Annotated in this window: 24 protein-coding genes; 15 read left to right on the forward strand and 9 right to left on the reverse strand. The window is 44.3% G+C overall.

Annotated elements, in window-relative coordinates; all coding sequences use genetic code 11:
• Positions 1-134: 134 nt before the first annotated feature.
• Both L1D23_RS16575 and L1D23_RS16580 read right to left on the reverse strand, forming a co-directional pair.
• Positions 135-1,640, reverse strand: a complete 1,506-nt coding sequence (locus L1D23_RS16575) for an HD domain-containing phosphohydrolase (RefSeq protein ID WP_239868456.1) — start codon at positions 1,638-1,640, stop codon at positions 135-137.
• A 244-nt stretch (positions 1,641-1,884) separates the two neighbouring features.
• On the reverse strand, positions 1,885-2,130 hold the full coding sequence (locus tag L1D23_RS16580; protein WP_239836598.1) for a hypothetical protein: 246 nt from the start codon (positions 2,128-2,130) through the stop codon (positions 1,885-1,887).
• 196 nt (positions 2,131-2,326) lie between these two features.
• Here L1D23_RS16580 and L1D23_RS16585 point away from each other — a divergent pair, with 196 nt between their 5' ends.
• Entirely contained in the window at positions 2,327-3,718 is a 1,392-nt protein-coding gene (locus tag L1D23_RS16585) for a PLP-dependent aminotransferase family protein (RefSeq protein ID WP_239868460.1), read from the forward strand.
• 96 nt (positions 3,719-3,814) lie between these two features.
• Positions 3,815-4,021, forward strand: a complete 207-nt coding sequence (locus tag L1D23_RS16590; RefSeq protein WP_239836596.1) for a hypothetical protein — start codon at positions 3,815-3,817, stop codon at positions 4,019-4,021.
• Positions 4,022-4,107: 86 nt separating this feature from the next.
• Here L1D23_RS16590 and asnS read toward each other — a convergent pair whose 3' ends face one another.
• Positions 4,108-5,508 carry an asparagine--tRNA ligase gene (gene asnS / locus L1D23_RS16595; protein ID WP_239836595.1) on the reverse strand — a complete coding sequence of 467 codons (1,401 nt, stop codon included), beginning with the start codon at positions 5,506-5,508 and terminating at the stop codon, positions 4,108-4,110.
• Between the two features lie 182 nt (positions 5,509-5,690).
• Positions 5,691-7,304 (reverse strand): methyl-accepting chemotaxis protein, encoded by a 1,614-nt coding sequence (locus L1D23_RS16600; protein ID WP_239868463.1) that lies wholly within the window; start codon positions 7,302-7,304, stop codon positions 5,691-5,693.
• A 291-nt stretch (positions 7,305-7,595) separates the two neighbouring features.
• On the opposite strand from L1D23_RS16600, the gene queD reads away from it, so the two are divergent.
• On the forward strand, positions 7,596-7,958 hold the full coding sequence (gene queD / locus L1D23_RS16605) for a 6-carboxytetrahydropterin synthase QueD (protein ID WP_239836593.1): 363 nt from the start codon (positions 7,596-7,598) through the stop codon (positions 7,956-7,958).
• Positions 7,959-8,429: 471 nt separating this feature from the next.
• Positions 8,430-9,584, forward strand: coding sequence for an aromatic amino acid transport family protein (locus L1D23_RS16610; protein WP_239868466.1), 1,155 nt, complete (start codon positions 8,430-8,432; stop codon positions 9,582-9,584).
• A gap of 50 nt (positions 9,585-9,634) precedes the next feature.
• Here L1D23_RS16610 and L1D23_RS16615 read toward each other — a convergent pair whose 3' ends face one another.
• The 3 genes from L1D23_RS16615 to L1D23_RS16625 form a co-directional block, all read right to left on the reverse strand.
• Positions 9,635-10,996, reverse strand: coding sequence for an L-serine ammonia-lyase (locus L1D23_RS16615; protein WP_019276100.1), 1,362 nt, complete (start codon positions 10,994-10,996; stop codon positions 9,635-9,637).
• A gap of 94 nt (positions 10,997-11,090) precedes the next feature.
• Positions 11,091-12,344 (reverse strand): aromatic amino acid transport family protein, encoded by a 1,254-nt coding sequence (locus L1D23_RS16620; RefSeq protein ID WP_239868469.1) that lies wholly within the window; start codon positions 12,342-12,344, stop codon positions 11,091-11,093.
• A 290-nt stretch (positions 12,345-12,634) separates the two neighbouring features.
• On the reverse strand, positions 12,635-13,288 hold the full coding sequence (locus L1D23_RS16625; RefSeq protein ID WP_239868472.1) for a CoA pyrophosphatase: 654 nt from the start codon (positions 13,286-13,288) through the stop codon (positions 12,635-12,637).
• Positions 13,289-13,326: 38 nt separating this feature from the next.
• Between L1D23_RS16625 and L1D23_RS16630 the strand changes: the two genes are divergently transcribed.
• Entirely contained in the window at positions 13,327-13,869 is a 543-nt protein-coding gene (locus tag L1D23_RS16630) for a heme NO-binding domain-containing protein (RefSeq protein WP_239836588.1), read from the forward strand.
• Between the two features lie 6 nt (positions 13,870-13,875).
• Complete coding sequence (locus L1D23_RS16635; RefSeq protein ID WP_239868473.1) at positions 13,876-15,570, forward strand: ATP-binding protein; 1,695 nt, start codon at positions 13,876-13,878, stop codon at positions 15,568-15,570.
• Here the strand turns inward: L1D23_RS16635 and pabB are convergent.
• Positions 15,567-16,952, reverse strand: coding sequence for an aminodeoxychorismate synthase component I (gene pabB / locus L1D23_RS16640; protein WP_239868475.1), 1,386 nt, complete (start codon positions 16,950-16,952; stop codon positions 15,567-15,569). The two genes, L1D23_RS16635 and pabB, sit on opposite strands and share 4 nt — an antisense overlap.
• A gap of 187 nt (positions 16,953-17,139) precedes the next feature.
• On the opposite strand from pabB, the gene L1D23_RS16645 reads away from it, so the two are divergent.
• The 8 genes from L1D23_RS16645 to L1D23_RS16680 all read left to right on the forward strand — a co-directional run bounded on the left by L1D23_RS16645 (position 17,140) and on the right by L1D23_RS16680 (position 24,821).
• Positions 17,140-18,663 carry a fumarate hydratase gene (locus tag L1D23_RS16645; protein WP_239836585.1) on the forward strand — a complete coding sequence of 508 codons (1,524 nt, stop codon included), beginning with the start codon at positions 17,140-17,142 and terminating at the stop codon, positions 18,661-18,663.
• 111 nt (positions 18,664-18,774) lie between these two features.
• Positions 18,775-18,960: a hypothetical protein gene (locus L1D23_RS16650; protein ID WP_239868477.1), complete on the forward strand. Its 186-nt coding sequence runs from the start codon at positions 18,775-18,777 to the stop codon at positions 18,958-18,960.
• 123 nt (positions 18,961-19,083) lie between these two features.
• On the forward strand, positions 19,084-20,460 hold the full coding sequence (locus L1D23_RS16655; RefSeq protein ID WP_239868480.1) for a YcjX family protein: 1,377 nt from the start codon (positions 19,084-19,086) through the stop codon (positions 20,458-20,460).
• The gene (locus tag L1D23_RS16660; protein ID WP_239868483.1) at positions 20,457-21,506 is read left to right on the forward strand and encodes a TIGR01620 family protein; all 1,050 of its coding nucleotides are present in this window, start codon (positions 20,457-20,459) and stop codon (positions 21,504-21,506) included. The genes L1D23_RS16655 and L1D23_RS16660 overlap by 4 nt, the downstream gene beginning before the upstream one ends.
• 102 nt (positions 21,507-21,608) lie before the next feature.
• Positions 21,609-23,153 carry a transcriptional regulator TyrR gene (tyrR, locus tag L1D23_RS16665; RefSeq protein ID WP_239836580.1) on the forward strand — a complete coding sequence of 515 codons (1,545 nt, stop codon included), beginning with the start codon at positions 21,609-21,611 and terminating at the stop codon, positions 23,151-23,153.
• Positions 23,154-23,732, forward strand: coding sequence for a ribosomal protein S5-alanine N-acetyltransferase (gene rimJ / locus L1D23_RS16670; RefSeq protein WP_239868486.1), 579 nt, complete (start codon positions 23,154-23,156; stop codon positions 23,730-23,732). It abuts the gene before it with no gap.
• 2 nt (positions 23,733-23,734) lie between these two features.
• Complete coding sequence (locus L1D23_RS16675; protein ID WP_239868489.1) at positions 23,735-24,322, forward strand: HD domain-containing protein; 588 nt, start codon at positions 23,735-23,737, stop codon at positions 24,320-24,322.
• A 25-nt stretch (positions 24,323-24,347) separates the two neighbouring features.
• Complete coding sequence (locus tag L1D23_RS16680) at positions 24,348-24,821, forward strand: DUF2947 domain-containing protein (protein WP_239836577.1); 474 nt, start codon at positions 24,348-24,350, stop codon at positions 24,819-24,821.
• Between the two features lie 35 nt (positions 24,822-24,856).
• On the opposite strand, the gene L1D23_RS16685 is transcribed toward L1D23_RS16680, so the two are convergent.
• On the reverse strand, positions 24,857-25,276 hold the full coding sequence (locus tag L1D23_RS16685) for a BLUF domain-containing protein (RefSeq protein ID WP_239868492.1): 420 nt from the start codon (positions 25,274-25,276) through the stop codon (positions 24,857-24,859).
• Positions 25,277-25,397: 121 nt separating this feature from the next.
• Between L1D23_RS16685 and L1D23_RS16690 the strand changes: the two genes are divergently transcribed.
• Positions 25,398-26,369 carry a GGDEF domain-containing protein gene (locus tag L1D23_RS16690; protein WP_239868495.1) on the forward strand — a complete coding sequence of 324 codons (972 nt, stop codon included), beginning with the start codon at positions 25,398-25,400 and terminating at the stop codon, positions 26,367-26,369.
• Positions 26,370-26,495: the final 126 nt, after the last annotated feature.

Raw genomic sequence — 26,495 nt, forward strand, 5'->3', positions numbered from 1 at the left:
AACATCAACCAGTAAGAAAATTATAAAATAAGCACATTTTGTTAGCGCTCGCTGCCTAACCTGCATTTTGCCAATAAAAAGCAGGTCAAAAGTGGTTGAACTTTGTGAATCAATGTGAAGTCGCTGGAAGAAATTTAAGCGGACGCACTGGCTTGAAGTTCTTCCAAAGCCATCGCATTCTCTTCTGCTTCTAAACTACGGTATTTATCTGCAATATCGACAAATTCTTGCTCTATGGTTAGAAACGCATCAACTAACTCAGGATCGAAGTGACTGCCTTTTCCTTCTAGGATTATTGATTTGGCTTTTTCGTGGCTGAAGGCTTTCTTGTAAACGCGCTCAGAGATGAGAGCATCATAAACATCGGCAAGTGCCATCAAACGGCCTGAGAGTGGGATTTGATCACCTTTCAAGCCTTTAGGGTAGCCTGCGCCGTCCCACTTTTCATGGTGGGTAAGTGCGATTTCTTTAGCAAGACGTAAGAAAGAGTTGCTGCCTAAGTGCTTTTCTGCAATCGACAATGCTTTTGCACCAATTTCTGGGTGACGTTTCATGATGGTAAACTCTTCATCTGTGAGTTTACCAGGCTTGAGCAAAATATTGTCTGGAATACCCACTTTACCCACATCGTGTAACGGTGCCGATTTGTACAACAATTCTATATAGTTTGGAGTAAGAAGTGCTTTGTACTTATCAAACTGACTTAAATAATTGGCCAGCGCACGGATGTATTCTTGCGTACGCAGAATATGGGCGCCTGTCTCATTATCCCGTGATTCGGCAAGAGCGGAGAGGGATACAATTGCGACATCACGCGTCGTCTTTACTTCATCCTGACTCGCCTGCAGGCTATCGAGCATTTTATTGGTGAGTGAGGCCATCGAACCTAATTCATTATGCTCAAAAATAGGCAAGCGCTTGGCAATATTGCCTTGCGTAACTTCCAGCAATGAACATTCTTGAGTGAGCAAAACTTTGCGCATTAATTTGGTCCAAAGCACAAGAATTGTGACGACGTACGCGCCAAGAACCAATGACAGGTAAATAAACTCTTTAATGATACTGATAGTGCCACTGCCATCTAGGACACGTTCTGGGTTGTGTTGTAACCAGAATATATCTTTCACCGCAACCATCGTTAACATAGTGGTAAGAGTCACGAGTAACATACAGATCATCATGATCATTTGCTTGACCATTGATTGACGTTCACCACTAAGTTCGAACTGATATTGTTCTTCCTGACTCAAGTGCTCGAACTGTTTGATCTTAGAAATGAGTTGGAGAAGTAAACCCGTAAAGAACCCGAAGAGAGTCATACCGAACAAGACTTTAAGGTTGCTATCGAGAGCGAAGTCGTATTGAGTGTTATAGAACAAGGCCAGAGGAACACTACCCATGAAGAATAGAGTGGCATCAAGCCTTGCTTGACGTTGTTCGGCAAGGAGAGAGTGGTTGTTGAGCAAAAAATGTCGGATTAAGAATAGTGAGCCAAAGGTGACTCCAACATGAAACAAAATCTCTTTTGTTGTCAGTGTTTCAAGAAAAGGACAGACTCGACCTCCATAAGTGCCGAAAACCATCGCTGCAATAGCATACAGCTTTAGTGTGAGAGGCGCGTTGTAGTTTGAGTTAACCATCTTCTAGCCCTTATTTTTGCGTTGAAATTAATCTGTTTGGATTAAGTTTCATATCTATCCTGTATAAATGACCCGCGATAGTATCGTTTCATTTCGAGTTTAGATAGATTTTTGCAACTTTAGTAGTAGTGGTAATACCAATTTAGGGATATCCAATGCCATCTCGCTACTCAGAAGAAAGCCACATAACCGCGTCCGGATATGTGGCTCTGCTGTTGTTTAGTGCACTTGCTATTAGCTTCGATTATTTAAGCTTTTTCGCTGCCCAGTCATTTACATGCGAAATAATCGCTTTTAGTGCGTGTTTTTGGGTCGGTTTTTCACCTTGCTCAATATCAATATCTTTTTTGGGGTGTGAGCCTGTTGCGTCTTCGGCAATGTGTAGCCAATCTGGGTGCCAATAGTACGGCTGACCATGTGGAGCTATCCAGCTATGAACGCCATTGCTTTCACCTTTATATTCGATATGCGACTCATCGTATTTCTTCATTATCATCAATCCTTACGTTAAGGTTAGTTTGATCACTAATACGTGATTAAATGTAACAGAGAAGTAAATATTTAATGTGATTACCATCAATAAACGGAATGCGTTAAAAATTAACGAATTTGTTTTAATTAGCTTAAGCCAGTGTGAATCAAATGTGTGTTATCTTTTGTCACCTGAATGAAAAGGTGAGGGAAGTATGAATCGCTATCAACAGTTAGCTGAACAGCTTAAGTTACAAATTGAGAATGGTGTCTGGCGAGCCGGAGAGAAAGTGCCTTCAGTCAGGATGACCAGTCGTAACTGCTCAGTCAGCGCTTCAACTGTCCTTCAGGCGTATCAACTTCTTGAATCTCAAGGATGGTTACTCGCCAAACCACAGTCAGGTTATTTCGTTACCTCGATCATGGAACGGGTTCCAACTCCTGAGCCAGAAAGCAAAGTCGTTGCACCTGAATTTAACGATAAGCTGTATGAGTTCTTACAAAGTAATAGTAAAGCTGATATTGCTCTCGGTTCGGCTTTTCCTGACCCTCAATTATTTCCTCTTCAATCACTGAATCGTCACCTGGCGAGTGCGGGGCGCAAAATGCCGCTCAACAGTGTGTTTGATAACATGCCGCCTGGTAATGAGGCACTGCGTCGTCAAATCGCGCAGCGTTACCTCAAGCAAGGAATAACAGTTTCTCATACAGATATCGTCATTACTTCAGGCGCAATGGAAGCGCTGAATCTAGGGCTACAGGTGGTAACACAGCCAGGTGATACTGTCATCGTTGAAGCCCCAGCGTTCTATGGCGCCATTCAGGCAATTGAGCGATTAAACCTGAAAGCTATTGAAGTCCCTGTTCATCCTGAAACTGGGTTATGTTTGGAGAAGTTTGAGCGAGCGCTTAAAAAACATAAGGTGACGGCGTGCTGGTTGATGCCAAACTTCCACAATCCGACCGGAGCGAGCATATCGTCCGCTAACAGGCAAAAGGTCATTGAATTGGCGAACCAACATCAGCTCGCCATCGTCGAAGATGACGTCTATTCCGAACTCTATTTTGGTGTTCACAAACCGATGCCGCTCAAATACTGGGACCAAGAAGATAGGGTGCTGCTCTGTGGCTCTTTATCGAAATCCTTATGCCCTGGTTATCGGGTCGGGTGGGTAGTTAATGGTCAGTACAACGAGCGTTTACAAAAGCTACAGCTGGTTTCAACGTTATCCGGTAGTGTACCTGTTCAGGAGGGGATCGCGCATTATCTCCAGTATGAAAGCTTAGATAATCACCTAAGAAAACTGCGTAAGGAATTGGCAGCAAGACAGCATGCTTTTATTAATGTGGTGGAGCGTTATTTTCCCAAAGGAACGAAGGTCAGCCGGCCCAGTGGCGGTTACTTTGTTTGGCTAGAATTGAATGAGGACGTCGATACTTACCAGTTGTACCAAAGGTTGCAAAAGCAAGGAATTACCATTGCTTATGGCGGACTATTCAGCTCAAGGGAAAAGTTTCAGAACTGTGTGCGTTTGAACGCGTCCTATCCGATGACAAGTGAGTTGGAACAGACCATTATTGGAATTGCTAAGGTGATCACTGATTAGCTACTGTTTGGCTATTTTTCGCTTCAACTGTACTGCGCTGACTGACGAGGTCTGTGATGAAATACACCAGAAATATAAACAGTTAGCGAGGAAAGTATGGAAAAACAACGCTATAAGCATGAATTTCGACTGATTGCCATCGCGATATTCAGCGCATTTTTATTGATTTTTGGTCACCTGATTCTTGCTAAGTCTTTTGCTGATTTGGTGTGGACGGAATACACTGCAGCCGCCATTCCGTTTGTGATGTTTGGACTTTGCCTGTTTGGTATTAAATATGCCTCGAAAGCAGAACAGTCTTAGGTGAAAAAAATAAACCTCCATATTGGAGGTTTATTCATTTAAAAAGCCTCCTTGGAGGCTTTTTTGATATTTCATTCACTTCTTATTTAGAAGTTGGCTGAGCGTGGTGTACGTGGGAATGGAATAACATCACGTACGTTACCCATACCTGTTACGTAAGAAACCAGACGCTCAAAGCCTAGGCCGAAACCTGAGTGAGGAACCGTGCCGTAGCGACGAAGGTCACGGTACCAATCCATGTGCTCTGGGTCGATACCGATATCGCGCATGCGGGCGTCTAGAACGTCCAGACGCTCTTCACGCTGAGAACCGCCGATGATTTCACCAATGCCCGGTGCAAGTACATCCATTGCTGCTACTGTTTTGCCATCTTCGTTTAGGCGCATGTAGAAGGCTTTGATGTCTTTCGGGTAGTTCTTAACTATTACCGGTGCTTTGAAGTGTTCTTCCGCTAGATAACGCTCGTGCTCTGAAGACATATCGATACCCCATTCAACTGGGAATTCGAAGTCACGGCCAGAGTCTAGAAGAATCTGGATTGCATCAGTGTAATCAACCTGAGCGAAATCAGACTCAACAAATTTCTCTAGGCGAGTAATCGCTTCTTTGTCGATGCGTTGTGCAAAGAACTCAAGGTCATCACGACGCTCTTCTAGTACTGCTTTAAATACGTACTTCAGCATGTCTTCAGACAGTTTCGCGATATCTTCAAGATCAGCGAAAGCAACTTCAGGTTCAACCATCCAGAATTCCGCTAGGTGGCGGCTGGTGTTTGAGTTTTCTGCACGGAACGTAGGGCCGAATGTGTACACTTTGCTTAGCGCACAAGCGTAAGCTTCGCCGTTAAGCTGGCCAGATACCGTTAAGAACGTCTCTTTACCGAAGAAGTCTTCGTTGTAGTCCACTTTGCCTTCTTCTGTGCGCGGTAGGTTTTCCATGTCTAGCGTCGATACGCGGAACATTTCACCCGCACCTTCTGCATCAGAAGCGGTAATAAGTGGCGCAGATACCCAGAAGTAACCTTGCTCGTGGTAGAAACGGTGAATTGCTTGAGATAAGCAGTTGCGTACACGTGCGACTGCACCAATAACGTTCGTACGTGGACGAAGGTGTGCCACTTCACGTAGGTATTCAATTGAGTGGCGAGTTTTCGCCATTGGGTAAGTCTCAGCATCTTCAACCCAGCCAACGACTTTTACGTCAGTGGCTGCAAGCTCAAAATCCTGACCTTTCGCAGGAGATTCAACGATAGTACCTGTCACTTCAACAGAGCAGCCTGTTGTTAACTTTAGGACTTCATCGTTGTAATTATTTAGATTATTAGGGACCACGGCCTGAATCGGGTCGAAACAAGAGCCGTCGTAGATGGCAAGGAAAGAGATTCCAGCTTTGGAATCACGACGCGAACGGATCCAGCCGCGGACAGTGACTTCACTGTCAACTGCTAGCTTACCGTTCAATACGTCTGATACAGGCGCGTAAGTCATGTTGTAAATATTCTCCATTGAGTAAAAAATCAACCCAATGTTTTTTTGTAGACTCACCGAATAAAAAGTGAGCAAACATTGGGTTGGACTGAATTCATCTATTCAATGGAACATATTACCTTTCAATTATTATGCTTCAACCTTTATTCGCGAATAGTGGCGCAAAAATTGTCCAAATCGACTTAATTCTTCCGCGAAAGCGTAAACTGGTTGATCAAAGACTCCAAATGCTCAGAAAGTTGTTCTAGGTTCATGCTGATATCACGTGTTTTCGCAGCGGATTGTGATGTGTTATCTGCGTGTTGTGTAATAATTTCGACCTTACGTTGAACTTGTTGGCTAATCTGAGTGGTATTGCTGGTTTGATGCTGAATACTCTGCGCATGAGCGAGTGCCTGTTGCATTTCGCTTACCACTTCAGACATTGCTACAGACAGCACTTCAATCTCATTGGAGCGCTCATGAGCGGTCTCGCATACAGTATCAACGGAAGCCAGAGAAGTTTGGCTGTCTTTCTGGAATTGCGAGATAATGTTTTCGATGCTTCCAGTCGCGTCGGATGTTCGGCTGGCAAGTTGGCGCACCTCATCCGCGACCACGGCGAAGCCACGGCCCTGTTCGCCTGCGCGAGCTGCTTCAATAGCGGCATTGAGTGCCAGTAGATTGGTTTGCTCTGCAATACCCTTTATCACTTCTAAAATGGTGGATACTTCAGCGGTCTGATCGTTGAGCTCGACAATATTGACTTTTACTTGCTCTATATCGGTTACCAGACTCTTGATTTCAGTACTGGCGCTGTGCGCTTGTCCAGCGCTTTGCTCAGCAATGCTGGTGGTATGTTTGATCAAGTCGGAAGCATCATCGGTAGCCTGTTCTACCTGAACTTGCTGAGATTGCATTTGTTCGATGTTGGCTTGAACGTCTGATGTCTCGTTTTGCTGATTATGTGCGGCTTGATCGGTCACTTGAGCGACGTCGGTAAGCCCTGCCGCTGAACTGTTTAGGTGGTGTGAGGTTTCCTGAACTTTTTCCAAGCTATGGCTTACCGTGTCCATAAACGAGTTGATTGCTACAGCGAGCTGGCCAATCTCATCTTTGTTCTCGTGTTTAATTCGTTTGGATAAATCTTTACTTTCACTCACGCTCTGCATGTAGCGCGATGTCTTTTGAATCGGGCGAACAATGAATTTACGGATCAAGAACAGGGTCAACAAAAAGCCGATAAAGCCGAAGGTTGCCATAATGGTCACGGCGATAATGGTTCGCTGACTGATCATGCTATTGACGTGAGATAAGTTGTATTCTAATCGAATCGCGCCGAGCACTTCTCCTTCTGGTGCCATGTGACAAGAGACACAGTTTGTTCCGCGATAGTTTTCGCTTGCCTTCATCGGTAAGGCGACAACTAAACCTTTACCCCACTCGGCAGAAATCGGTTCAATGACCAGTTCACCCTTTAGAGCTCTTTGGTCAATCTCGTCTTCAGGTGCCTGACTTGGCTGGCCTGGGCCATAAAGTTTACTGACAGCCTCAGCACGGAGTACTTTGACTTGCTCAATGCCGTCTTGAGCAAGAGCTTTTTGTCGTAGAGTTTCTTTTTGCGCCATAGTGCCTGTTAGCATCATCATATTGAGGCTGTCAAAGTAGTTACTGGCTTTATCATGTAACTGCTCGCTAAGTACGGAATTCATTAGCTCTTTCTGTTGCCAGTACTGATACGCGGTGGAGGAGGCTAGTACCAGAGAGAAAACCGTGACGAGGGTTGCCAGCAATTTGGTAGTAATGGTTGAACTCATTTCAAATGCTTAATTGTGAGAATTGGAATAGACGTCAAATATAATGACTTATATGCATATTCACTCAATCGATAGAGAGATTTATTGTGACCATACACAATGTGTGGTTTATGTAAATGTGATGTGGAACTGATGTAACCAAATCTTTGACGCGGCGACATTTTTTCGACGTGCTACAAAGGTCGAAGAACTAGGCTCTTATAAATAATTCTATTAATCGCGGGGGGAACCTTGTCACTACTATACTATTTCCTTAGTATTGCGTGTCTTTTGTAATGCCCGAGATCCAAAATGAAAACTGAATTATACAAAGAGTTTATGTTTGAAGCGGCGCACCACCTTCCTAACGTGCCGGAAGGCCATAAGTGCGGTAGATTGCATGGCCACTCTTTCTTAGTTCGTCTTTACGTAGAAGGTGAAGTCGATCCACATACTGGGTGGGTTGTTGACTTTGCAGAAATTAAAGCTGCGTTTAAACCTATCTATGATCAACTTGACCACTATTACCTCAATGACATTGAAGGTTTAGAAAACCCGACCAGTGAAGTGCTGGCGAAATGGATTTGGCAGAAACTTAAACCAACTTTGCCACTATTAAGCAAAGTCGAAATCAAAGAAACCTGTACTGCGGGTTGTATTTACACCGGCAATTAAGCGACGATATAAATTGTGAAAAGCGAAGCTCAAAGCTTCGCTTTTTTGATCGTCATGAGTTCCGCTATGAATACTCGCCTATGAATGTACTAGTAGGTGAATAGCGAAATTTCTTTATTGAAGACATTGCAATCCCGCTGTCAATGATTAAGATGACGAGTCCCTTCATGTTGAAGGGCAGGCAGCGGAAGGATTGCTGCTTTTGTTTCAAGGGATTGTCTCATAATATCGGACACCTAAATGATCTTCAAAATTACCACACCGATCATCGAACCTACGGAAGGTTCGCCACACACTGCTGTTACCTTTTCTCTTGCCTCTCAAGCGTTCAACAATGTTTCCTCTCTACGTCATTCTTTTCAACGCGTTTTCTTCTTTAAAGCTCGCTATTCGTATTGTTTTTGATTGTTAGCCCTCGCGCTAGGCACGCGCACATCTCAATCTTTTCACTTTCAAAATAGATACGAAAATATGAATACTAAACTTCTTGGTAGTTCCCTGATTATTTCTGGTACCGCGCTCGGTGCTGGTATGCTCGCAATTCCTATGGTTCTGGCACAATTTGGTTTGTGGTATGGAGCCTTACTAATGGTTTTTATTTGCTTCGGCACCACATATGCGGCTTTGTTGTTGCTTGAAGCGACGTTAAAGGCAGGCGGTGGCCTTGGTCTTAACTCAGTGGCTCGCCAAACGTTAGGAAAAGTAGGGCAATTAGTGACAAACTTGCTTCTATACGCTCTGCTAATTTGTCTATTAATGGCTTATATTCTTGGCGCTGCTGATCTTGTCGGTCAGCTGACTCGTGCGATTGGCATTGAGCTTTCTGCAAGCCAAACTCAGATCCTCTTCACGCTTATTGCTGGCGCGGTTATCGCTTGCGGTACAGGTGTCATTGACAAGCTCAACCGCACACTGTTTTTCATTATGATTGCCAGCTTGGGTTTAAGTTTAATACTCCTGCTACCGGATTTTCGCCTAACAAATCTGATGCAGGTGATGAATCATGATCAAGTTGCGTTGATCAAGACTAGTGCGGTTCTGTTTACCAGCTTTGGCTTTATGGTTGTTATTCCTTCTCTTGTTTCCTACAACCATGAAGCGACAGATCAGCAATTGCGAAACATGGTGATTATTGGTTCTGTGATTCCTTTGATCTGTTACTTGTGCTGGCTGTTTGCGGTTGTGGGTAACTTACAACCAGAGCAATTAGGCGAGTTCTCTAATGTCTCAGAACTTATTATTGCGTTTGAATATCATTCACCTTGGATCGGTACGATATTATCTGTATTCACTGGGCTTGCACTTTTGACGTCATTTTTTGGTGTGGCGATGTCTCTGTTTAACCAAAACCGCGATATGTTCGGACAAAATCGCGTAGTGACATATGTGATGACGTTTATCTTGCCTCTTGTCGGTGCACTATTGGCCGCTGATAAGTTTTTGGCGGTACTGAGTTATGCCGGTATCATTTTGGTGTTTCTGGCTGTATTTGTGCCACTGGCGATGGTGTATAAAGTCAGATTGGCAAATACCGCAACGACGCGATACACCGCTGAGGGAGGCGCTATAATGCTGATGTTCTCTTTGTTGTTTGGTAGTTTCTTGCTGGTCTCACAGGTTATTTAATGAAAAAGCCCGGTGAAATACCGGGCTTTGAAATTGGATAAAGAGGCAAATTAGCAAATAACTTTAACGGCTAAACCACCCTGAGACGTTTCGCGGTATTTTGCGTTCATGTCTTTACCGGTTTCTAGCATGGTTTCGATAACCTTATCCAGAGACACAGTCGGAGCCGATGAACGACGCAGAGCCATACGAGAGGAGTTGATCGACTTCACGGCAGCAATACCGTTACGCTCGATACATGGAACCTGCACCTGACCTGCGACAGGGTCACATGTGAGGCCTAGGTTGTGCTCCATTGCGATTTCAGCAGCCATACAGACTTGCTCAGGGCTACCACCCATAAGCTCAGCAAGACCTGCTGCAGCCATAGAACAAGCAACGCCAACTTCACCCTGACAGCCAACTTCCGCACCTGAAATTGACGCGTTACGCTTGTAAAGGCCACCAATCGCGCCAGAAGCGGCGAAGTAGCGGATGTAATCTTTCTCAGTGACGGTTTGGATAAACTTGTCATAGTAAGCCAATACCGCTGGGATAATGCCACACGCACCGTTCGTTGGAGCCGTAACCACACGGCCACCTGCTGCGTTTTCTTCATTGACGGCGAAAGCAAACATGTTGACCCAGTCTACAACAGCCATTGGGTCGTTCGTCGTTTTCTCAGAAGTCATCAACTGCTGACGAAGAGCCGCAGCACGACGAGGCACGCGCAGTGGACCAGGCAGAATGCCTTCTGTGTTCATACCGCGATCCATACACTCACGCATGGTTTTCCAGATGTTAGCAAAGTAAGTGCGAGACTCTTCTTCAGAGTGCAGTGCGGCCTGGTTCTTCATCACTAGTGTACTGATGGAGAGGCCGCTTTCTTTACACTGGTTTACCAACTCTTCAGCGGTTGTGAATTCGTAAGGTGCTTTAATCGGGTTTTCTTCTTCTTTGCCGAAGTTTTCTTCGTCAACGATGAAACCACCACCGATTGAGTAATAGGTTTTTGAGTACACTTTCTCGTTGTCGATCCAAGCGTGGATCTGCATACCATTTTCGTGCAACTCAAGGTTAGTAGTATGGAAGTTCATACCACCATCTTTCGGGAACGATACTGTGTGACAGTGCATGCCAACAGGTAGGCGCTCCGTTTCTTCTACACGAGCGATAAAGCCCGGAATAGAATCAATATCGACTTTCTCAGGGGTGTTGCCTGCAAGACCCATAATAATAGCGATATCTGTGTGGTGACCTTTCCCTGTCAGTGATAGCGATCCATAAACGTCAACGGTGATTTTAGTGATGTCGCGCAATTTTCCCATTGAACGTAAATCATCAATAAACTCTTTGCCCGCCTTCATTGGGCCTACAGTGTGCGAACTTGAAGGACCAACACCGATTTTATAGATGTCAAAAACACTAATCATATCGATTTCCTCAAAATAAAGCCTCCCAAGGGGGAGCGGGAGGCTTATTATTATCGTTATATTTTTTGTTTAACCACTTAATTCACTAGTGTGATTAAAGTGCTCCGTAGATTACAGAACTAATTGCCGCAAGACCACAGATAGTTGTGAAAATCTGTACAGGTGCAGAAGTTTTGTACTTCGCCATTGCTGGGACTTTCTGCATTGCGAATACAGGCATTAAGAATAAGATGGCCGCAATCATTGGCGCGCCCATGGTTTCGATCATGCCAAGGATACTTGGGTTAACAATAGCCACAATCCAAGTGGTGATAACGATGAATAGTAGAGAAGCTTTTTCAATCTTACTCTTCGGTGCTTCAGAGCGAGATTTAACTAGGCCAACAAGACCTTCATGCGCTCCTAGGAAGTGACCAAAGTAGCTAGATGTAATTGCCGCGAATGCGACAAGTGGGCCCATGTAAGAGATCAGTGGTGACTCATGAACGTTTGCTAGGTAAGACAGTACAGAGATGTTCTGCTCTTGCGCCATTGCTAGCTGCTCTGGAGATAGAGACAGTACAACAGAGAATACGAAGAACATCACAAAGCCCATCAGCATCATAGCTGCGCCGCCGGTGATAGCATCTGTTTTTTGAACAGCATTTTCACCATATACACGACGTTGCTCTTTAGAGAACTGAGAGATGATTGGGCTGTGGTTAAAAGAGAAAACAATGATTGGGATGGCTAGCCAAACGATAGAAGGCATTGCAGACCAGTCCGGTGCGACTTCAACCATCGAGCTGTTCCAGTCAGGAATCAGGTAGAAAGACAGAGCAAGAAGGATGAATACCAGTGGGTATACCATCGCAGATGTCGCTTTCAACATCAGCTCTTTACCGAATACAACGCCTGCAGTCATGGCTGCAATCAGTGCACCAGACAGCAACCAGCGAGGAATGGATTCCATGCCCATTTGGTTGACGAGAAAAGAATCGACTGTGTTTGTAATACCTACACCATAGATAAGAACAATAGGGTAAATAGCAAAGAAATAAGCAAAAGTGATAAGGTTTGCGCCAGCTTTACCGAAGTGTTCTTCTACTGTATCAGTGATATCTGCTTCAGGGTTTTTCGCGGAAAGAACGAAACGAGCCAGAGATTTGTGAGCGAACCAAGTCATTGGAGCGGCGATTAAAGCAAGGATAACTAATGGCCAAAAGCCGCCAGCACCTGCTTTGATTGGAAGGAATAGTACACCAGCACCTACAGCAGTACCGAAAAGTGATAGACACCAAGTGAAGTCCTTGTAAGTAAACTTACTAGACGATTGTGCGGCTGAAACCGCCGAATTTGTAACATTCATTTTGTGATACTCATTTTTGGGAACAGGAAATAAGTCGGGTGCAATTTTGCATAAAAATCTTGCACGAAAAATAGATCTAAATCATGAATTGATACGAGTGATAATATGATATGTCAAAAACAGGTTTTTGCTCACGAAAATGATGTGCTACTGGTGATTTATGCTAATTGTTAAGATTAGAAAAACTAATATTGTTGCGATAATGTTTTATGTATGTCGCAAGAAAACGTTTTCTTTATTGATGAATAGTTTAACTAATGTGAGTGAATGTCGGTTGATATTAAGATTTATTAATATTGGTGCATGATATGCTTCTGCATCGCGTGGATAATTTGCGCAGTCATACCCCAAATAAAGTGCTTTTCATAGGATAAGCCAAATACACGATGTGAATGATTCCGGAATTGGAAACGCTCACTGTGCAAGTGTCGTTTATCAAGGACAATTTCCGCTGGGACTTCGAACACTTCATCGACCTCGTTGGTGTCTATAGTTGCTTGGTAATTGGGGGACACAAAAGCAAGAAATGGTGTCACTGTAAACTTACTAATGGTGATGAGCTCTGGCATTTGGCCAAAAATGGAGATTTCATGCTGTGCAATGCCGACTTCCTCATAAGTCTCTCTCAATGCTGTGTCAGCTAGTGAATTGTCCCAGTGTTCATATTTTCCACCTGGAAAGCTGACTTGCCCAGGGTGGTGCTTTAAGTGTTTGGCTCGCTTAGTGAAAATAATGTTCAGGCCGTCGTCTCTTTCAACAAACCCTATAAGTACCGAGGCTTTACGTAAAGAGGCATGGTTAATATGCGCAACTCGCTTTAACGCTTCATGGTGGTAGTCGACAGTTTGTTGTAGCTGGAACTTCTGAATTAATTGGTTTTTATTGAGTTCTGACAACACGTTAGCTCCGTATGTGTATTTGAAAAACTGAACTTTATGATTCATGCTTGAAAGACCATCATATACCAAGGATAGCTCAATATATGAAAGGAATTATCTTCACAGAATTTATGGACTTAGTCGAAGAGAAGTTTGGTCTTGATGCACTTGACCAACTGCTTTCAGATGTTGGTGATGATGGAATTTACACGGCTGTAGGCAGTTACGACCATAAAGCTTTGGTCGCATTGATTGTTCAATTGAGTAAGCAAACTGGTATTTCTGCGGAGGAATTACAGCGCGTATTTGGTCAGTCTGTTTTTGAAAATCTTTACCAATCTTTACCCGAGCGAAGTAGTCTTCAGGGGTGCAAAAACTCACTGCAATTTATCCGATTAGTGGAAGATTATATTCATATTGAGGTCAAAAAGCTTTATCAGGACGCCAACCCGCCACGCTTTGAATTCATTTCGGAAACGGAAACTGAGATGGTATTTGATTACAAAAGCGCCCGATGTATGTCCCATGTTTGCTTAGGTTTAATTGAGGGATGTGCCCAGCATTTTGATGAATCATTGCATATAGCCATGGAAAACAACAATAAAAGTGGCAATGATGTTAGGTTCAAGGTGACGGTCGTAGGGTAAATGTAGATGAGTAGTCAGTCTGCGTTAGAGCGGAAACTTGCCAGAGAGATTGCTGCGCGCAAGCAAGCAGAGCTGTTATTGGAACAGAAAAGTCTTGAACTTTATGAAGCCAATGAACACCTGAAACTGGTGCTTACTCAGTTAAAAAGGCAGACGCATAAAGACTTACACAAGCTGGCTTTTGAAGAGCAAATCAACGAGACATTAATTCACTTTGGTCGTGCTTTTTTAAGCCGGACACTGGATGATGGTTTGCTTTCGAGTCTTCTCGAGCGCTTAGACTCTTCCTCTGCGCTGACCAAATCTGGTTTGTATATTGTTCCAGATGTCGTATCAACGGTGCACGACAGTCATTTTGGTTGTGTGCAACGAGAGCATATCGATGCGATCAAACCCTATGCCTATTGGGAAGACGAAAGAGTGTCACTGCCCTTAGAAGTCGATCATCAAGTGGTCGGGGAACTGTCTGTTCTGACAAAAGACCACGATATAGACGCTGAGTTCATTGTGAGTCAGATGCGCCTGGTTGCGGACTTACTTTGCAGTGCCATCAGCCGACAAATCATGTTAACTAGTAACCAAGAAGCCAGAGCGAGGGCTGAGGAATCAGAGAGATCAACGAAAGAATTTGTTGCGATGATCAATCATGAGTTGAGAACACCGCTCAATGGATTACTGGGTAGTGCTGAATTACTGTCCGACACTTCTCTGGATGACGAGCAACGCACTTTGTTGACTAACCTTTCGCATACCGGTGATTTTTTAAGGCACATCATTAACGACATTCTTGATTTCAGCAAAATGAGCGCGGGTATGATGGATCTTATTCCGTCGACGTTTGCTTGGGTCGATCTCAATGAAATGCTTCAGGGAGTGTTCGTTAATAAGGCGAAAGAAAAAGGGGTGCAATTTTCCATTCACTCCTCCTCAGAAGTGCCTGCTCTACTTATTGGTGACTTTGACCGTATTTGCCAAATTCTGATTAACCTTATTGGTAATGCCATCAAATTTACCTCAGTAGGTTCTGTAACTGTCGAAGTTCTGTGGTCTGAAAATAGCTTAAAAGTATCGGTCAAAGATACCGGAATAGGTATCCCTGAGGCTGCGCAGCCGATTCTTTTTGATCCATTTGTTCAAGCCGACAGAACCGCAAAACGCCACTTCGAAGGGACAGGTTTAGGGTTAGCTATTTGCAAAAACTTGATTGATTTAATGGAAGGTGAGATTAGCTTTACTAGTCAAAAAGGGGTGGGTACCGAGTTTAAGGTGTCTATTCCCCTCAAAGTTGCAGAGCAAGAGTCAATACCCAACAAAGCCGAAAGTCATACCAACGCTAAGCCACTTGAAAGCCTATCTATTTTGGTAGTGGATGATATCAGAATGAATCAAGTCATCATCAATCAAATGTTGAAGAAATGGTCGATCACGCCTGACATTGCCAACAATGGTGTGGAAGCGATTCAAGCGGCATTAGGAAGCCGTTATGACCTTATCTTTATGGATTGTCGTATGCCAGAAATGGACGGCTTTGAAGCGACCAGCTACTTGCGCGAGCAAGAATTTAAATTGCCAATTATTGCTTTAACGGCTGGGACAACGTTGGAAGAGCGCGAGAAATGCATCCAATGTGGTATGGATGATATTCTCACCAAACCGTATACCGCCAAAGATCTCAAGCTTATGTTGGAAAAATGGGCTTAACTCTCCAATATCGGAAGAATACGGCAAAGTTTGTCTAACGTTTCCTGATACTCCGCATCGCAACCACTATCCGCGACTAAGCCGCCGCCAGCCCAAACGTATATTTGATGGTTTTCTGCAATGAGCGTACGAATGGTAATACTAGTATCCATGGCTCCATGTCGGCTGATGTAGCCAATGCTCCCACAGTAGGCACTGCGCCGATGAGGTTCCAACTCTTCAATAATTTCCATGGCCCGAACTTTAGGGGCCCCAGTGATTGAACCACCGGGAAAGCTGGCACGAAGCAAGTCCGCAGGTGAATACTGAGTATCTAATTCTGCTCGTATTGTACTGACAAGATGATGCACTGCGGGAAAGCTTTCAATATCAAACAGTTTTGGTACATGAACAGACCCCGGTTTCGCCACACGTCCTACATCGTTTCTCAACAAGTCGACAATCATAAGGTTTTCTGCTTGATCTTTCTCTGCTAGTGCGAGTTCTTGCGCTGAAGCGGCATCCAACTCAGCATCTTGATGCCTTGGCCGAGTGCCTTTGATTGGTTTTGTTTCGATGAGGCGATCATGGACTTGCAAAAAACGCTCTGGTGAGACGCTAAGAATTGCACTGTGTTCAGTGCGAACGAAAGCCGAAAATGGTCCTTTGTTATACGCTTCCAGTTTTTGATATGCTTGCCACTCGCTCCCTGAATACTCAGCCTTAAAACGCTGGGCGAGGTTAATTTGATAGCAGTCTCCTGAGCGTAAATACTCTTGGACTTGTTCAAAGCGCTCTTGATAACCTTGTTTTGTCATGTTTGACTGCCAAGGACTGATGAGGGCAAATGGCGGCGACTGTTTAGATGATTGAGATAGAAGCCAATCGTAATGGCGCTCGATATTTTCGCCAACGACGAATGCTTGTTTATCTTTATGATCTATCACTACAGCCCATTCATAAACGCCGACGGCCATATCGGGGGTCGAGAGGTCGTGCTCCGCCATTTGTGGTAGCTTTTCAACTCTGCGGCCTAAATCGTAGGCAAAGTACCCTAGTGCACCGCCAATGAAAGGTAGTTCACCTTTGTATTCTTGGTTTGGTAGCCATTGACTCTGCTGTTGCTCTAAAAGCATGAAAGGGTCTTGGTCAGACTCAAATTGTCCTTCAGGATTCACTATCTTTGTGATGTCACTACAGGTGGTAAGTGTCACCAGCGGATCAGCGACCAAAATGTCGAATCGGCTGTCAATGTGGTTTTCGGATGCAGAACGTAACAACATCGCCCATGGCTTGTCCTCAATATGGCTGAAAAGCTGTTTTGAAAGTTCAGCATGGTAATTAATGGGTTTGATTTCTAAGCAATTTGGTGTGTTGTTATTCATTTGTTTAATTTGTGACAAAGAGATCGTTCACTGCATAGCAAGAGAGGAGAACCAAGAGTATCATATTGCCAACTATCGCCGCTACAGTGACGTTTTATAATAAAAAGATAGTGTCAGTCTTCTAAACTTGTGGTGACAAGCAAGAATATAAAACTGGCGTTTATACGGCGGTGTTAAAGGAAGCATAACTATAACGAGGCATGCAATGACGGTAATTCGCAAGCAAGATGTGATCAGCAGTGTCGCTGATGCACTTCAGTATATTTCTTACTATCACCCTCTAGACTTTGTTCAAGCCCTTGAAGAAGCCTACCACAAAGAAGAGAGCCAAGCGGCCAAAGACGCTATTGCTCAGATTCTTATTAACTCTCGAATGTCGGCAGAAGGTCATCGACCTATCTGTCAAGACACCGGAATCGTCACTTGTTTTGTGAATATCGGTATGGCAGTTCAGTGGGACTCTACTGATATGACGGTGCAACAGATGGTCGATGAAGGCGTCCGTCAGGCATACACTAATCCAGACAACCCGCTACGTGCGTCTGTTCTGCTTGACCCAGCAGGTAAACGAATCAATACCAAGGACAATACGCCAGCGGTTGTTCATATCAATATGGTTCCGGGTAATACAGTTGAAATTCAGATTGCGGCAAAAGGTGGTGGCTCTGAGAACAAAACCAAGATGGTGATGCTTAACCCATCTGATGACGTTGCAGAATGGGTTGAGAAAACACTGCCAACCATGGGGGCAGGCTGGTGTCCACCGGGAATGTTGGGTATAGGTATTGGCGGGACGGCCGAGAAAGCAGCGGTATTGGCGAAAGAATCTCTGATGGAGCATATTGATATTCAAGAGTTGATCGAACGTGGTCCAGAAAATGCTGAAGAAGAGTTACGTCTTGATATTTTCAATCGTGTCAACAAACTGGGTATCGGTGCACAAGGCCTTGGCGGTTTAACAACTGTGGTCGATGTGAAGATCAAAACAGCACCAACGCACGCCGCTTCTAAGCCAGTGTGCTTGATTCCAAACTGCGCGGCGACACGCCACGTACACTTTACTCTCGATGGCTCAGGCCCTGCGGATCTCACTCCACCTAAACTTGAAGAGTGGCCGGATATCACTTGGGAAGCGGGGGCAAACACACGCCGTGTGAACTTGGACGAAGTAACTCAGCAAGACGTAGAGCAGTGGAAAACGGGTGAAACCGTTCTACTATCAGGAAAAATTCTGACCGGCCGTGATGCTGCGCACAAGCGTATTCAGACTATGCTGCAAAATGGTGAAGGCCTTCCAGAAGGCGTCGATTTTAAAGGCAAGTTTATCTACTACGTCGGTCCTGTCGATGCCGTGGGGGATGAGGCAGTGGGGCCAGCTGGCCCAACAACGTCCACCCGTATGGATAAGTTCACTGATATGATGCTGGAAGAAACAGGCATTATGGGCATGATAGGTAAAGCTGAGCGTGGCCCAGCGACGGTTGAGTCGATCAAAAAGCACAAAGCGGTTTATCTGATGGCAGTTGGTGGTGCGGCTTACCTTGTTGCAAAAGCCATCAAAAAAGCACGCGTTGTGGCATTTGAAGACCTGGGTATGGAAGCGATTTACGAGTTTGAAGTCGAAGATATGCCTGTCACGGTTGCGGTTGACTCGAATGGTGCCAATGCACACCAAATCGGCCCGGATACTTGGAAAGTGAAAATCCAAGAAATGGAATCTCAAGCCTAAGGCTGATGAGAAATAGCTGAATTACATAGCAGATATTTGATAAAAGGTGCAGAAGATAATGCACCTTTTTTTATATACTGCTTTTTATGTTGGAGAACCTCAGGAGCATTCATGCCTCGATTTATTCAAATCCTACAGCTGGTTATTGCCGCAGTGATCGGTGTATTTGTCGGCTACGATCTTATTCTGCATGGGATCAGCATCTTTGATCAGAAGTACGTCACCATTACTTGCGCGTTGTTTGTTTTACTGGAAATAGCTTTATTCGTGATCTACAAGTTGATAGAAGATGACTAAAAGTACCTCCCATCTACGCTGAAAATAACTAAGCCTCTGATTATTATCAGAGGTTTTTTATTCATCTTTCATTAAGATTACAATGATTAGGATGGATATGTGTTCAAAACAAAGAGACTGTCAATGAAGAGCATTACTCAGGAAGTGAATGATTTTATTAATCGAAGCGTTGATTCCCATGTGCGAGTCGCCGTAACGGGCTTATCACGTGCGGGTAAGACTGCATTTATCAGCTCGTTGGTCAATCAGCTGCTGCACACTTCTACTCATGACAACCTTCCGTTAATGGCATCGGCTCGTGATAAGCGCTTAGTGGGCGCGAAACGAGAGCCTCAAGCAAACATGATGGTACCTCGATTTGCGTATGATGACGCTATGGAACACGTATTTTCTGAACGGCCAAAATGGCCTGAACCGACACGTGATGTAAGTGAGATTCGTCTTGCGGTCAAATACCGACCAACTCGTAAAACGAAAAAACTGTTTGGCAGTACTTCAACGTTGCACATTGATATTATTGACTATCCAGGTGAGTGGTTACTCGATCTTCCATTACTCGACATGGACTTCCATCAATGGTCTCAAACACAATTTGCTGCGCTTAAAGGCCTACGCGGAGAATTAGCGCAAGGTTGGTTAAACCAACTTGACCAACTCAATCTATCGGGCGAGTTGGATGAGAAGCAGCTTGAACAAATCGCTCAAAGCTATACCCAGTATTTGCATGATTGCAAAAATGCGGGATTGCACTGGGTGCAACCAGGAAGATTTGTTTTGCCAGGTGAGCTTGAAGGAGCCCCCGTGCTGCAGTTTTTTCCTTGTCGTTTCGAACAAGAGGCCAAAGCCAGCAAAGACTCCAATTTAGCCATGCTAAAAGCGCGGTATCAGGAGTATCAGCAAAAGGTTGTGAAAGCCTTTTACAAGCATCACTTTTCGACATTTGACCGTCAAATTGTATTAGTTGATTGCTTACAACCATTGAACGCCGGTTACGAATCTTTCCATGATATGCGCCATGCAATTGAGCAGATCATGCACAGCTTCCGCTATGGCAGAAGCAATATGTTAAAGAGATTATTTGCCCCGAGAATCGATAAGATATTGTTCGCGGCGACTAAGGCCGATCATGTGACGCCAGAGCAGCATCCAAATCTAGTTTCTTTATTGCAGCAGATGGTACATCCCGCTTGGCAAACGGCGTCTTATGAGAATATCGAAATGAGTTGTATCTCCATGGCGTCTATTCAGGCAACTAAAACAGGTTTCATCAATCGTGGTACTGAATCGGTTCCGGCAATTCAGGGCATAAATCTTGATGAACAACCACTGACAATCTTTCCTGGCGAAGTTCCAAAAAAACTGCCTCAGAAGAGTTTCTGGCAAAACGAAGGATTCGAATTTGTTGCTTTCCGGCCACTCCCTAGCTCGGTAGATGATCCTCTGCCCCATATTCGTATTGATAAAGCGTTGGAATACCTGATTGGAGACAAGCTGAAATGACCGATTCTCAAAATGCAAAGCTAAAGCAAAAGCAAGTCTTCACTCAAACATTGGATCAAGAGCCTATGGGGAGCGACCCAGACTTGACCTCCCAAATGCAGTTTGAAGAACAAGAAACCTTTATACCAACGGCAATCAGCTCAGAAGAAAAACAGAGCGAGGCTGAAGATAAGCTGGAACTGGTGATTCGACCCAAATCAGGACGTCGATGGTTAGCGAGCGGGTTACTTACGGCGTTTTCTGGCTTGGTTGGTTGGCAAGCAATTGACAGTATTATTACGTCTGTTCAAAGTTCTGATTGGCTAGCGCTTGGCTGGGCTGGTTTTATGTCGACCTTGGCAGCGTTAGGAATCGGGGCAATTGGTAAGGAGCTGTGGAAGCTTAAAACGTTACGTCATCACTTTTCTATTCAAGAGCAGAGTGAAGCCTTGATAGAAGCCAACAGCGTTGGGCAAGGTAAAGCGTTTTGTGAAGACATCGCTAAGCAAAGTGGTATCCGGGCTGAATCTCCGAGCTATGACCGTTGGCTACATAGTATCAATGACTCCCACAGTGATGCCGAAGTGCTCGACATGTATGACGCGATGGTGGTGAGTGAACAAGACAAGAAAGCAACCAAAATCGTCACTCAGCATGCAACGGAATCAGCCGCCTTAGTGGCAATAAGCCCACTGGCTATTGCAGACATGTTGCTGGTGGCATGGCGTAACTTCAAAATGATAGATAACGTGGCTGGAGTGTATGGCGTCGAGCTGGGTTATTGGTCGAGACTAAAGTTGTTTAAAGCGACCCTGATCAATATGGCGGCTGCAGGAGCCAGTGAACTTGCGGTTGACGCCAGTATGGATTTGATGTCGATGGATCTTGCTGGGAAAGTATCGGCCAGAGCAGGTCAGGGACTGGGCGTTGGTATACTGACAGCAAGATTGGGTATCAAAGCGATGGCGCTGCTGAGACCAACTCCGTGGCACCAAGACAGGAGAGTCAAGCTCGGGGCGATAAGAAAGCAGATCGTTGAAAAAATCGCCGCCATAACAATCAAATAGTGTGAATGTGAAGCAAGTGATGTTGGTTTGCTTGACGAGGATCTAGGCATAGGGGAAACTACTGTCAACTTTTCCTGACACCTCAGACTAGGGATATAATCAGTGCGTTTAGAAGTGACATGTGAAGACAGATTAGGGCTCACTCGTGAGCTACTCGATATTCTGGCTTCTAAAAATATTGATTTACGAGGGATCGAAATCGACATTACAGGCATTATCTACCTGAACTGTCCTGATATTGATTTTGATACTTTCAGTGAACTCATGGCCGAGATACGTCGAATTTCGGGAGTAAGAGACGTACGCAAGATCCAGTTCATGCCTATGGAAAGGCATAACACGGAACTCATTTCTCTATTGAACAACCTTCCTGAGCCAGTTTTGGCGATTGATTTAAAGGGCAATGTGGACATGGCGAACCATGCTGCATTGAGCTTGTTTAGTTGTGAAGAAGAGGAAATGATTGGCCACCAGATAAGCACTCTACTGCCGAGCTTTAACTTTTCTAAATGGGCTGAAGGTAAAATTACTCGCCAACGCGAAAACATTGTGATTAGTGGCCTCGACTACAGCATGGAGATCATGCCGGTCTATATTACCGATGAATCGAATGAGTCGATTCTCGCCAGTACGGTAATGATCATCCGCTCTTCGCAAGAAAAATCCGCCCTAGAAGACTCATTACCTCTGCACAATAATTTGGGGTTCGAGCATTTTGTAGGTGTGTCAAATCGGCACAAGGCTCTGATAAGCCAAGCAAAAAAACTTTCTATGCTTGACCAGCCTTTATTGATTCAAGGGGAGACTGGGACAGGTAAAGAGATGCTGGCCAGAGCGTGTCATAACCGATCACATCGTGCGGCTTCTCCTTTCTTGGTACTAAGCTGTGCCTCTATGCCAGACGATGTGGCAGAAACGGAGTTATTTGGTCATGCGCCAGGCTCGTTCAATCATGAACAGGGCCATAAGGGGATTTTTGAGCAAGCTGATGGGGGCACGGTTTTCTTAGATGAAATCGGTGAGATGAGTCCGCATTTGCAAATTAAATTACTACGCCTATTGCAGGATGGTACTTTCCGTCGTGTCGGTGCTGAGCAGGAAATTCATGTTGATGTGCGAGTGATTGCTTCTACTCGACATAACCTTGCGGATCTTGCCGAGTCTAAGTCTTTCCGTGAAGATCTTTTCTACCGTCTTAACGTTTTGACGCTCAATATCCCAGCTCTGCGTGAACGTTCTAATGATATTGGCCCTTTATTGGACTTGTTCGTTGTGAAATACGTTAAACAGCTGGGTATCAAGAAGCCAGATATTGATGAAACATTGGTGGATCAGTTAGTTAACTACCAGTGGCCAGGTAATATGCGTCAGTTAGAGAATATGGTACTTAGAGCGTTGACAGAGCTGGATTCCGACACTCTCACTATTGACCTATTCCATCTTCCTCAGCTTGAAAGCCCAACGGCCAGCGGGCCCACGATCAATTTGGATGGATCGCTGGATGAGATAATGAAAGATTATGAATCTCAGGTTCTTGAGCGCCTTTATCAGTCTTTCCCATCAAGTCGGAAGCTCGCGAAGCGTCTCAATGTTTCTCACACTTCAGTGGCCAACAAATTACGTGAATACGGAATAAGAAAAAACTAAATGGAACGAATCAGCACTCCCCAGCAGGTATTTGAGCAGGATGGGGATATTATCCTGCGTACTGCTGAACCCACTGACGGTCAGCTAATTTCCGATTACTTCATTGCCAATCGAGAGCACCTCAAGCAGTGGGAGCCAAGAAGGGAAGAGGCTTTCTTTTCGGAATCAGGTTGGACCCAGCGTTTGATTAAGCTCAATGAACTGCATCGTATGGGCTTAGGTTATTACCTCATCATTATTGATAGTGAGTCAGGAGCAATGCTCGGTACGGTGTCGTTTAGCAATATTTCACGCTTTCCTTTCCATGCCTGCAATCTTGGTTACTCACTTGGTGAGAGCGCTCAGGGTCGAGGAGTCATGACACGAGCGTTGAGAATGGCGATTCGCTATATGTTTCGCATCCAAAATATTCATCGGATTATGGCGGGTTACATGCCGCGCAACCATCGTAGCGAGGCAGTACTTGACCGCCTTGGTTTTAAACGAGAAGGTTTTGCGCAGGATTACCTATTGATTGATGGAAAATGGGAAGACCATAACCTAACCTCTTTGATTAACCCGGATTGGAAAGAAGGCTGAGCATGAGTCGATTAGAGCAACAACTGGCTTTATTGATGGAGCTGGATCAACTGAAATCGGTTTTGAGACGTACTCGAGTCAAAAGTGCGGAGGGGCGTCTTGAAAACAGTGCGGAACATAGCTGGCACGTTGCTTTGATGGCAATTTTAATGGAAGAACATGCTAATGAGCCGGTGAATATTGCGCGCGTCGTTAAGATGCTGTTATTGCACGACATAGTGGAAATTGATGCTGGCGATACTTTTGTATACGACGTTGCGGCATCGCAAGTTCAGCAAGAGAAAGAGCTTGCCGCTGCAAAGCGATTGTTTGCGATGTTACCAAAAGAGCAAGGACAAGAACTGCTTGATCTTTGGCTAGAGTTTGAGCGAGCAGAATCGGCAGATGCCAAATTTGGTAAAGCTTTGGATAGACTCATTCCTATGCTGCTTAATTACCACAATAATGGTCAGAGCTGGCTTGAACACGGAGTAACCCGTGAACAGGCGCTGACCGTGAATAGAAAAATAGAATATGGCTCAGAAGCTTTATGGGATAAAGCACAGAAAATCATTGAAGAAGCCACCCAAAAAGGCTGGCTCAAAGCTTAAATGAATGCCATTACGAGGAAAATGAATGTCGTATCTCACTTTGGATGAATACCAAAGAAAATGGATTTTTACTCATCAATCTATGCCTGTGCCAGTACAGGACCTAGAGCAAATAAAACCCATGACGCAGGCTCGTGCTGCGCAGCTTTGGAAAGATAATATTAGTGCTCAAAGCCCAGACTCAGAGCGTTTAAGCTCGGGTGATTGGCCAATGAAAGAGTCTAGTTGGAAAGATAATGTGAACTGGATGGCGGCCTGGGAGTCGGATGAAGAAGCATTGCCCGAGGGAGTTGCAGAATTCATTGACTGGCAAGACGATGTTACGGTTTATTTTTGCTACGAAAAGTACAATGTTATTGAAACCAAGTGGAGTGTATTTAAGAAGCACTGGAAAAACTTTTTGTTTTACGATGATGGGCCTATTCTTATTGGCCGTAGACGTAAAGAGGCCTTGTGGTTTGATTCAGAAGGTAATGTAAAACTTGGGCATCGAGACTAGACAAAGCAGCCAATTGGCTGCTTTGTTTTTATTCGCTAAACAACCGTGACTACATTACGTAGATCAAGCAAAAGTTTATGAGCACTGCTGCCAGACAAACTGTATGGTTCAAACTTTGAGTTGGTTGAATACTTAAGGTGGATGGGCATGGTTGCGTTGACTTCTGGGATATACCCCATACTCCATTCACTGCATTCTCGTTCAGTGACTTCGGAGTAGTCCAGCAATAGAATATTCTCATGTCGTGGATCATTCAGGATCTGATGGTAGATTTTATTAACTTGCGCCCTTGAACCCTCAAGACATTGCAAAAAGTAATTGCGATTGAACAAAAGTAAGCCTGTCACATCAATGAGGGAATTGTTTTTCCTTGCCACATCAAGAATGTTTTGAATGTCTGATTCAGTCACTCCCTTAGCGATGGTACTGGTGTAAACCAACCTGACTAGGAACATAGTCTTCTCCTTGTGATTGCGCGTTTGCTTCCTTGAATCTTTATTATATGCAATAAAACTCATTTATTTTTATTAACGTCTATAATGAATTTAGTTAATGAAGTCTGGTTAGGTTTGATTGATGGAAGATAAGATTCTGAACTCTGTTGTCGAAATCACTGAGCAAAGAAATTCTTTATCTCTTGGCCACTGCCTCGTTGCCACCTTATTAGAAATGATGCCCATTGAATCAATTCGTCTTGTTCATTATTTATCGAGTACTTCTATTGTGGTTGCGAGTGTTTATCGACATGGTGAGAGTAATGACTACCAATGGACATATGATCAAGCACCTGAGCAATGTTATAGCCACGAGCATAGTCATAGTGTGCTGACTATTAACCAACTCAATAACACTCAGTATGTTTGTCAGTGCCCGATCCCTATTTCTGAGCAGAGCTCAGCGTTGTTAGAGATAAAAACCACTTCGGACCCATCTCAATTTGAACTTCTTATCGATGGTTTTTCAAAGATTTATCGTAATTACTTAATTGTATTACATGAGAGTGAGCGGGATAAATTAACTGGGTTACTCAATCGGAAAACATTAGAAGAAAGGTTGTCTCATAGCTTTAATTTGGCCTCTGGCCATGAAGCGGATGAGCAGGCATGGGTTGCGATAATTGATCTTGATCTGTTTAAGTGCATCAACGATACCTACGGGCACATGATTGGAGATGAAGTGCTACTGATGTTCTCTCAACAACTACAGAACTTCTTTTCAGAGCAAGTTCAGTTATTTCGCTTCGGTGGTGAGGAATTTGTCTTACTGCTGCCTCCTCAGGAAAAACAGCAAGTGATCAATGAACTTGATCGCTTTCGTCGACATATAGAGGCATTCCGCTTCCCACGAGTTAATAGTATGACATTCAGCTGCGGTGTATGTGCGATCTCTCGGCATGAGTACTTGCCGACGATTTTAGGTCATGCGGATACTGCATTGTACAGTGCGAAGGAGAATGGGCGTAACCGAATTGAGTGTTATGAAGATCTCATCTTAGGAAGAGCAGGGCCGAATGATGATGATCATTTGGATTACGTAGAGCTCTTTTAAAAGATCAAATATGATCAAGTAATATGCTGAATTATAAAGATATAGCTAGCAAATAAAATGTGATTTATTACTCAAAATTAGCTCATACCTTTGCGCAATTTATGTAATTTGCTATCATTTTTGAGA

Source organism: Vibrio sp. Isolate24, assembly GCF_022398215.1.
Taxonomy (GTDB): Bacteria; Pseudomonadota; Gammaproteobacteria; order Enterobacterales; family Vibrionaceae; genus Vibrio; species Vibrio coralliilyticus_A.